Source organism: Kaarinaea lacus (assembly GCF_975902315.1).
Genome location: NZ_CDLKIE010000174.1, coordinates 1 through 10,577, shown reverse-complemented (window position 1 = coordinate 10,577; position 10,577 = coordinate 1). Strand labels below are relative to the sequence as shown.

Sequence of the window (10,577 nt, the reverse complement as noted above, 5' to 3'; positions counted from 1 at the left end):
CGACCAACCTGGTATCGGTACCTCCCCAACTAATGGTTGCCTGAGATACGTCACTATCATCCTGGATAATTACACTGATCGTCACCAGTCCTTTATCCTGGTAAACAGTGGTCACAGGGCTTCCGTTTTGACTCACCGCCAACGATAACTGCGGTTTTTGATTTACACCGTCAGCGGGAAGAAAAACACTGGATTCGATACCCTGCGAGTAGTTAAAACTACTGTCATGTGTATAAATCTTGAAATAATGAGTTCGCGCACTTAAAAGATCAACGACGGTCGCTGCATTACCCAGTCCATTAAATACCACGCGAGCCGTTCCTATAAGATCTCCTGCATCATACCGGTTACTGTCGATGGGATTGATAATAATTGGATTGGTATCCCAAAGAATTAATACCTTATAGAAATCGTCAACGGGATTCTCCCAGTTTAACTCTACTGAGTTATCCACCAGGCTGGCCGTGAAATTTTGCACACTTAATGGTGGCTCGGTGTCATTCAACTCCTGGGCAACGGTTTGTTGAAGTTCAATCCCTGTTGAGTATCGATAAGCTGAATCAACGACAAATATCTTGAAATAATAGGTTTGATTCGGCGACAAATTGTTTGCAATAACCTGGCTGGCATTACCTGCATATAAAACACTGGCAGTATCAACAGTATCTCCTGAGGTATAAGCCAAACCTGTTATGGGCGTGCCTGTGATTGGCGATGTATCCTGCAATACCAGGACCTGCAAATCACTCGTATTGGGAAATTGCCATGAAATACTTATTTCGTTATTGCCACTAGCTATCAGGGGGTTTTGTACGTCCGGTGGAGGACCATCGGCAACTAAACGTATATCTGCGCACGAATAATACAAGCTTGGTGGATCCCTTTCAGTCATATATTGAATCAATTGCAGGCTGCAATCTTCGCATTCAATGTCAGGCAGTGTAATAGTCGCGCTGTAAAAGTGTGGAACGTCTGAACCATCCTGGTCATCGTCTACCTGGTATAAAACGTTCTCATCATATCCCTGATCGCCTGCGGGTGAGAATGCGATACGATAATAACCCGGATGGTTAATAGTTTCTTCCCATTCCACGGTGATTTGTTGACCGGGTGTAAATACTACCGGATCCTGGGAAGGTGGATAGCCCCCACATGGACCGGTTTTAATACCAGCATTATCCGATCGCGGCGGCGTAGCACTGTCCACTACAAATCGAGCATGAGCACTCGCCATTTCTGTATACAATATTGCAATGAGCATCAAAACAATCAGTTGAGCTACAGCAAATATTTTTTTCCACCCTAACATGCTACTTCTCCACTACGACCCCAACGGTTTTTATTCGTTTTTTCCTGCCTTACTAACCTAACGCCCCAATAAATTTACATAACGATTTCTTTTATATGTATGTTTCCATTTATTTGGGATGAACTACGACATCAAGACATCGGTCGCGACTATAAAAATAACTAAAACACAAATGATTATGGCGTTTACAAATATCATCTCCAGATCAACGGTATCCAGCCATGGCTTTTGCTGCTTTACCGCTGTTTTTTCGTTTTGCTGCCTCTGCATATACATCTCCGTTTTTAAAAATCAAAAACCGAAGTTTTGGAATTTAAGAATTATCTAAACACGCTTTTAATATCAAAAACCCGAACGAGTCGGCATTTTTGGTACCACCTAAGATACCACTTAGTTTACTAAGTAGCACCTCGTAGGGGTTATATTTTGTTCTTTTTACGGATTGTTAGCAGGCTGTATATTATTGTTTTATTTAGCTATTCAGGAGTCCTGAACACTTATAATAAACTAGTGCAAAGAAAGGTTTCTAAAGCTATTTTAGTGAATCCTTAATTTCGCTAGCGACTTCGTCAAGCCGCGGGAAAGATATTTTGATACTGGTTCCTAAGTCCTGACAAAATAGGGAAATTCTCATTTCTTGTAGCATCCAGTGATAATGCGACAGTTTATTATTATTATGTTTTATTAAGTGATGATGTTCCGCCCATTCAAGATACTGGTTCCAGTACGGTGCTAACTGCGTCAAGCGTTGTTGATCTTTCTGTGGGTCCTGTTCAAGCTTTTTTAATCGCTGCTGAATACAAGATAAATATTTTGGCAGTTGAACCAGCCATTGCCTGTCAGTTTGCTGAATAAAACCAGGGTATATCAAATGATCCAGTTGCGATTGCATATCCTGAATGGATTGAATCCAGCTCAAAGAAGTCTGGCCTGAAATAACCTGCTTTACTTTTTTATAGTAACGAGATACCTCTAACAATATATCGCACAAACGATTTGATACTGACATTAACCGCGCGTTGGCTTCTGCTGACCTCTGTTTAAACGCTGTCTCCGTTCGAATATTCTCGTCATCACTAAACAGTGCTTCGGTGATTATGCTTTGCAATAATTCCTGCTTCATCTCTGCACAATTTAGCGCACTGGAAAAGTTCAGGCACATCTCGTTGACATGGGCTAAATTCTTTTCAATGTACTTAATCTTGGATTTTTCCTGTATTTGGTATAAGCGACTGACACCCCGTTTATGCGCGGCGAACGCCTCTTCGGGTTGTTCATAATTGTGTAAACACACACTGTCACCGTTATCGATTAAGGCGGGATAAACCAGCAATTTAAAACCGCGCACATCCACAGTTTTCTGTTCCGGGATTTCTCCAAAGTTCCATTGGGTGAATGTCTCAGATTTCGTCATCTCCGGAGGAGTAACTACAGATTCATTTTGCCGTAATTGCAGCTTTAATTGTGCAAGATTTCTACCGCTCATCAGAACATTGCTATCGTCATCAACAATTTTAAAATTCATTTGCAAATACTCGGGAATAGTTGCCTGCGCCCATACTTCATTGGGTACTTTCACTCCCGTCATTTTTTGGAGCGCCCGGGTTAGCGATTCGATTAACGGGCTTTGGTAAGGCTCCAGGGATTCCGCGCATGCTTTGGCATATTCCGGCGCAGGCACGAAGGAACGGCGATACTTTTTAGGGAGTGCTTTGATCAGGGCAACGATTTTTTCCTGCAAAAAACCTGGTACCACCCAGTCAAATGCGTATTCCGGAACCTGATTAATTAATACATGGGGTATCAACACCGTCACGCCATCATGCTGCGTTCCAATATCGAAAGCGTATTCCAGATCCAGCTTGATACTGTTGATAGTCAAGTGATGAGGCCGTTGTTGATCCTCGGCTATTGAAAAACTGTCATCAATCAGTTGTTGTTTGTTAAAACATAAATACTGTTTGTCGATGTGTTCCTTGTTTTTGATCCACTTATTAAAACTCCTGGCATTACAGATGTTGTCGGGAATTTTTTCATCATACATAGCATAGAGTTTTTCATCACTTACCAGCATCCCTCGTACTCGTTGCCTGTCCTCTTCTGACTTTATTTGTTCTATTAAATCGATGTTATGTTGATAAAAATGTGCATTGCATTGCAAGCTGTGTTCTATCAATGCGGCACGGATAAAAATTTCACGACTTTCGATAATTGATATCTTTTCATAGTTAATTTTCTTTTTACTTATAATGGTCAAACCGTACAAGGTTATCTTTTCAAATGCTGATACATGACCAGACTTGTCATCCCAATGCGGTTCTGAGTAATGGTGCTTTGTGATATGCGACGCAAGGCGTTCCAACCACTCGGGTTGAATCCTGGCGACAGTAAGCGCATATAATTTATGCGTTTCGAGTAACTCTGCCGCAATTATCCATTTAGGTGGCTTTTTCGTTAAAGCCGAGCCCGGAAATAGCGAAAAACCTATTTCACGCGCGCCTGTATACTCCTGTTTTTCTTTGCGCAAACCGATATTGCCAAGCAATCCACTGCATAATGAACAATGAATTTCCGCATAGTCTGCAGCCTGCTGGTTCAATTTAGCACCGATATCCCGGGCGATTTCCTCCAGCTGAGATCGGACATCCAGCCACTCTCGCATACGCTGGTATGACAGGTAATGTGTTTTACACCACTTTCTTAATTGATTATTGGACAAGTGTCTGGATTGTTCATGGAATTCCTTCCACAGTTTGGTAAAGAATAAAAAATCGGATTGCTCATCCTGAAACAACTGATGTTTTTTGTCCGCGGCCTCTGTTGACTCGTGCGGTCTCTCCCGAGGATCCTGTATCGATAACGCACTGGCAATAATTAGCACTTCTTGCAGCGCGCTGCGTGTCGCAGCCTCAATTAACATCCGACCCACTTTGGGGTCAATGGGCATTCGAGCCAGTTGGCGGCCGATTTTAGTTAACTTGTGATGGTGATCAATTGCAGATAATTCATTTAATAATTTATAGCCATCCTTTATATAGCGGTTGTCCGGTGGGTCAAGAAAAGGAAACTCTTCAATGTGGCCCAGCTTCAATACTTTCATGCGCAATATAACAGAAGCCAGGTTGACACGTTTGATTTCTGGATCGGCAAATACCGGACGTGACTCGAAATCTTCCTGCGAGTAAAGCCTGATACATACACCTTCCGATACCCTGCCACACCGGCCTTTACGCTGATTGGCATTTGACTGGGATATGCTTTCTATTGGTAGTCTTTGCACTTTCGTTTTGTAGTTGTAGCGATTAATGCGCGCTTTACCAGTATCGATTACGTATTTAATTCCCGGAACAGTGAGTGAGGTTTCTGCCACATTGGTAGACAGTATAACGCGCCGTTTGTGGCCAGTTTTGAATACTCTGTTTTGATCCTTACTGCTCAGGCGGGCAAACAATGGCAATATTTCATTACTCCGATGATCCAGCTGCTTTTTTAAATAATTATTAATGTCCCGGATATCCCGCTCACCACTCAGAAAAACCAGCACATCCCCTCTTCCGTTATTGTCAAGTTCATGGATCGCGGAAAGGATTGCGTTTTGTACCTTGTTTCCCTGGTCGCTTAATTCCTCTGTTTCGCCCAATGGACGGTAGCGTACTTCAACAGGATAAGTTCGACCGGAAACTTCAATAATTGGCGCATCATTAAAATGTCTGGAAAACCGTTCTGTGTCGATGGTTGCCGATGTAATGATGATTTTCAGGTCGCGGCGCTTCGGCAACAACGTTTTCAGATAACCTAACAGGAAATCTATATTTAAATTACGCTCATGGGCTTCATCGATAATTAATGTGTCGTACTGGTTAAGAAAATGGTCGCCTTGCATCTCTGCCAGTAGTATTCCATCGGTCATCAGTTTAATGTACGTTTCTGGGCGTACATTACCTGTAAACCTGACTTTGTACCCTACAAGATCCCCTAATTCACTGTTTAGCTCCTCCGCAATACGTTGTGCCACGCTGCGTGCAGCGATTCTCCTGGGTTGTGTATGGCCAATAAAACCACCCACTCCTCTCCCCATCTCTAGGCAGATTTGTGGCAGCTGCGTTGTTTTACCGGATCCCGTTTCACCGGCAATAACCACAACCTGATTGTTTTCTATTGCCTGAATAATTTTATCTTTGTATTCAATGACAGGTAGTGCACTGTTCAATGCGGGCGCAGGCAAGCTCGCCAGGCGTTTCTCATAGCGTTCACAGGATTTTTGATAATCCTGCAGTAAATTGTCGATTCGTTGCTGCTTGTCTTGCCGTTTATTGTCTTTTTTAACACGGGACAAAATGTTTTGAATGCGTTTATTCAGTCCATAACGATCCTTGATCAATGCCTGGTGCAGTGATTTTCGTATCTCAGTGAGCTGTCGGATTATTTCGTCTGTTTCTTGCAACATAATACTGTGTGACTAAATATTAATTCTGTTGTGATGGACTCAACACAATCTGCGAAAAAATCAAAATAATATTTATTCAGGTATTTATCAGATCAATTATACATGTTACTCAAATGGTAGAAAACAACACCAGGCGACTCTACTCGATGAATAAAGGCAGTCAACCGTTAGCGTTAGTGAGTATTGGTTGGCCTGTATACTGTGATTGAATTCGATTTTTAATTACAAAGTTAACTATTTTCGCAAAAGCATGAACTCCGAATCGCTTTAGCCAGGTTTTAATGGCTAACCTTAGACGTATAAAAATTCAGGTAGTGCTAATAGCGCGGAAACTATTAGTCAAAAACCAATCACGGAGTGGTAATTAGCGGAGTTGTTGCCATGAGCAGTTTAAAGACGGGTTTTTTTCTTATTTTTGTCGCATGGGGATGTTTATCCCAAGCAGCGACTATCTCAAAACTGAGTGTCGGAATTAACGATGAATCCAACGGAATCAGTATCAACCCTTCCATCAGTGCCGATGGACGGTATGTCGTTTTTGAATCAGATGCTACTAATTTAGTTAGTAACGATACCAATGATGCAACGGATATTTTTCTTGTAGACACGGAAACCAGAGTTATTGAACGCGTCAGTATCGGTATTAATTACACTGAAGCTAATGGTGGAAGTACTAACCCGGTAATCTCGGCTGACGGACGTTACATTACTTTCGAGTCTTTCGCATCAAACCTTGTCACTAACGACAGCAATAACGTCATTGATATATTTGTTTATGATCGTGTTGCATTAACAACCTTACGTGCCTCCGTTAACAGCGCTGGCCAGCAGGCAACCAGTCACAGTTTCAGCCCATCGATAAGCGAAAATGGACAATTCGTTGCATATTATTCCCTGGCAACCAACCTCGTTGGCAGTGACACAAACCGCGCTATTGACGTGTTTGTGCATGACACAGTGGCAGGTTCCACTGTACGCGTCAGTGTCGATTCCAATGGGAATCAGGGCAATATGGACAGTTGGCAGCCCAGGATCAGCGCCAACGGACAATTTGTCACTTTTTCCTCCAATGCTTCGAATTTGGTCCAAAATGACAGTAATGGCATTCAGGATATTTTTTTACATGACAGGCAAACTGGCGCTATTACCCTGGCATCAATAGCGCCTGGCGGCCAACCCAGTAACGGACGCAATTCTTATTCAGCAGTCAGTGGCGATGGAAATTTTGTCGTATTCGAATCAATTGCAACTAATCTTATATTAAATGACAACAATGGCGAGTCAGATATTTTTGTTTACGACAAAAACCTGGGAACCGTTTCCAGGGTAAGTCAGTCCACTACAGGCGGAGATACCGATGGCCCCAGTTATCAACCAGCTATTAGTCAAAACGGGCGTTTCATCAGTTTTTTTACTTATGCATCCAACCTTGATGTTGCAAATAGTAATCAACTTGAGGACGTTTATATCTATGATCAGCAGAATGGTACTACGGAGTTACTAACCAATACCCAGGATGGGCAGCCTTCTAACAATTCCACCTTCAATCCATCACTTAATGCGAATGGTCAATTTGTGGTTGCTTTTTCTCTTGCTTCCAACTTTGTGACTCCCGACACGAACAATCTCGATGACGTCTTTCTATTTGACCGAGGAGTACTGAATAATCCTCCGGTTGCTGATGCAGGTAACGATACCAGTGTTGTTTTAGGACAAAGCGTAACACTGGATGGCACAGGCTCTTTTGATCCGGATGGCACGCCGATTAGCCTCTATCAATGGCAAGTTGTCTCGACACCGGAAAACAGCGCGTTGGCAGGTTGGACCTCCAGTGAAGCGGCACCCACATTCATACCCGATATGACCGGTGTGTTTGTGCTTTCACTTATCGTCAACGACGGACTTGTTTCAAGTTCAGCGGATGAAGTGTTTGTTACTGTCACTGAAAATCTGCCGCCAGTCGCAAGAATCACAGCCGATACCACTGAAGGTTATGCGCCCTTGACGGTCAGTTTCAATGGCAGCGAAAGTTATGATCCTGAGTCGGGGCCAATCAGCTGGTCGTGGGATTTTGGTGATGGTTCTAGCAGCGCTGAAATGAATCCTGTCCACGTCTATAACAACGCAGGCACTTATATTACGGTGCTAACTGTCACCGACAACCTGGATAATCAGGGCCAGGCAGAAATAGTTATCAATGTACTGGCCGTCAATCAACCGCCTGAAATTGTTAATCTGACGGTATCACCAACAACAGGTATTGCACCATTAACTACCAATCTATCAATTGATGTTATTGATCCTGACAATGACAATCTCAGTATTGTATGGGAAACGGGAGATGGCACGGTGGTTTACGATGTACTAACACTCACACACACCTATCTGGAACCGGGTGACTACCATGGACTTGTAACAGTGAGTGACGGTATTTCCAGCACCCAACAAAGCTTTGTAGTTAGTGTAAACTCTGACTTTACTATCAATAATACACACTACAAACTTAATGTTCATAAGTACAAACCGCAGCGCAATAAATTCAGATTTGGGACACAATTTGAATTTAGTGGATTACCGGCGCCCGATGACATAATCGCATTGCACTTCGGTAACCTTGATATATTCAAGACACATTTTCATGATTTTAAAGCAGTACAATCCGGTGTTTACGTCCACAAAAACCGCCAATTAATGGTAGAACTGGATTTCAACCGCCAGAAAATGAAGGTGTATAAACAGCGCGTTTTCATCAATGAGGACAATTTCAAACCCTTCGCTGGTATTATCCTGACTTTTGGTGATCATGCAGCGGTGGGCGAAATTAAATTAACCGAATACAAACGCTGCCGCAAACACCAGTCCCTGGATCAGGGCGAAAAAGAATGTTCGGTCACTATTCTGAAAAATACTCAATAACGGTATCACAACGATATGGGCAAAAGGAATTGGTACCTTGTAGATTGTTCAAATAAGTGCCAGCTTTGCCCATATTGCTCTTGTGCTGCGAAATATGATCCAGAGAAAGAGTAACGGAAACATGATGGTTTGAATTACAAATACCACGATTAAATTAATTGCATGCTTGGTCGCGTCGGAGGCCAACTCCCTGTATTTGTCAATTCGATCATTGATGGCAATATTTTGACTTGCCGATTCAAAAAATCGTTTAGCCTTATCAATAATATCCTCTTCTTCGGTTTGGTAAGAAGCAATTTGCTCGCTGCTGACCTGGCTAATGTCAGCCTGGGTTTTTTCCAGTTCCGTGCTGGATTCCAGGTACTGATCGTGCAAAAAGTACCAATACATCGCCTCGCTGCCCAATGCCGCCAGTGGAACCGAAAATCGAATAAACATTAATACGACCGCAAAGAACACCAGGGACTTTTTCAAACCGAAAGCGAACCAGTCCGGTCGCCAGACGGATATCAAATAAACACTCAATACAATAACGAGCAATAGGGTTAGCAGGTGGGTAGAACTAATCGTCAACAGGACTTTTTGAATACCCAGCGATGCTGAGCTTGCCAACATAATCCAGGAGAATTGTTCCACAAGATCGTTGATAGGATCGAGTATCTGGCCGGGCGTAAAATTTACCCCAAATCCAGCGGGGTGAACGGCAATTTCAGTCCCCTGCGCAACAGAGATAACGCCATTCAGCCCTCTCGCAATACCAAAAGTAATCAGCGCCCTTTTAAATGATTCATCCGTATAGACCTCTCCTTTTTCATCGATGACACCTAACACAGCAATCGCTGCTATTACCAGGGCAACTATTGAAATAACGAGTTTTCTGACAGCCAACTTTGAATCATTCATTACGGCACTCTATGCTTCCGCGCATTTTATTTATCCATTGAATAAGCAATGGTCATCCAATTTACTGGTGTATAGCTGAGTTTGTCCATTCATCACTTTACCGGCAAATGAAGCATTGTCATAAAACATCAACCGTAGCATGGCACGATTTTAACTGTAGCGTTTCGTTTTTATCTAGTTCTATTTATAGGTAAGAACAGCATGCTGGCATATTAACGATAATTTCGAATGTTTCAGCAAGATTGCGAAAGATTTCCGCCAGTATCCTGGTGTATTTTTACAATGTTTTTACGTTTCTGACTCCAAGTTAGACTTATTCTTAGCTATTGTTCCATAAAGGTATTCCCGCTGTGCGCGTCTTTTATTGGCACAAATTTTGATCGGTAAATCTAAAGTTTTCGTAACAAAAAATGCCCCCGCATTATTAACATCCTGGCTAGAGGTTGAGTTATGGCTCTCAGAAAAATATTACTGGAAGGCAAATCCAGGTTTGGTGTACACGTGGGCATTATTAGTCGCATTGAAAACAACCAGTATCATGTACACGCTATTGATACTGACTATAGTGGGATCAAGCAAGGAGATATCTTCACCCTGGGAGATACCTATTGTAGAGATGTGTTTTGCAAAGAACAAACCATGACATTTGATGATGTCGCTGAAATTTCTGAGATGTTAAAACATCCTGTTTACCTTAGTACACAACTGCGTGCATATATAGGTACTCCGCTGATCGTTGATAATCAAATTTGGGGAACGTTGAACTTTTCTTCACGCTTACCAAAACAACCAGTATTTTCCCCATCTGATTTCAAAGTCATTGAAACTCTGGCGGAACGTGCCAGCAAGATTATTGAAACTCAAAGTGATAAAATTCTTCCAGTGGAATCTCTGATGCGGTGATAAAGTAAAATTCAAATTTACAGTTATAGTTATAGTTAAGATAGTCTAGCGAGTTCTTTCAATATGATACAGGTGCGTAATGAGTACCTTGTCATCAAT

The 10,577-nt window shown here is 42.4% G+C and carries 6 protein-coding genes; 2 read left to right on the top strand and 4 right to left on the bottom strand.

Annotated features, from left to right (window positions below; translation table 11 throughout):
• The 3 genes from ACWVCM_RS05055 to hrpA form a co-directional block, all read right to left on the bottom strand.
• Window positions 1–1,309 (bottom strand): SCE4755 family polysaccharide monooxygenase-like protein (locus ACWVCM_RS05055; protein WP_455200630.1); only part of this gene is annotated, 1,309 nt, incomplete at its 3' end.
• Window positions 1,310–1,432: 123 nt separating this feature from the next.
• Window positions 1,433–1,579 carry a hypothetical protein gene (locus tag ACWVCM_RS05050; protein WP_455200629.1) on the bottom strand — a complete coding sequence of 49 codons (147 nt, stop codon included), beginning with the start codon at window positions 1,577–1,579 and terminating at the stop codon, window positions 1,433–1,435.
• Between the two features lie 262 nt (window positions 1,580–1,841).
• Window positions 1,842–5,756 (bottom strand): ATP-dependent RNA helicase HrpA, encoded by a 3,915-nt coding sequence (gene hrpA, locus ACWVCM_RS05045; RefSeq protein ID WP_455200628.1) that lies wholly within the window; start codon window positions 5,754–5,756, stop codon window positions 1,842–1,844.
• Window positions 5,757–6,137: 381 nt separating this feature from the next.
• Between hrpA and ACWVCM_RS05040 the strand changes: the two genes are divergently transcribed.
• A complete protein-coding gene (locus tag ACWVCM_RS05040) occupies window positions 6,138–8,672 on the top strand; it encodes a PKD domain-containing protein (protein WP_455200627.1) in 2,535 nt (844 codons plus the stop codon).
• A gap of 48 nt (window positions 8,673–8,720) precedes the next feature.
• Here the strand turns inward: ACWVCM_RS05040 and ACWVCM_RS05035 are convergent, their stop codons facing one another.
• A complete protein-coding gene (locus ACWVCM_RS05035) occupies window positions 8,721–9,575 on the bottom strand; it encodes a hypothetical protein (protein WP_455200626.1) in 855 nt (284 codons plus the stop codon).
• 450 nt (window positions 9,576–10,025) lie between these two features.
• Here ACWVCM_RS05035 and ACWVCM_RS05030 point away from each other — a divergent pair, with 450 nt between their 5' ends.
• Window positions 10,026–10,478: a GAF domain-containing protein gene (locus ACWVCM_RS05030; protein ID WP_455200625.1), complete on the top strand. Its 453-nt coding sequence runs from the start codon at window positions 10,026–10,028 to the stop codon at window positions 10,476–10,478.
• The last annotated feature ends 99 nt before the right edge of the window (window positions 10,479–10,577 follow it).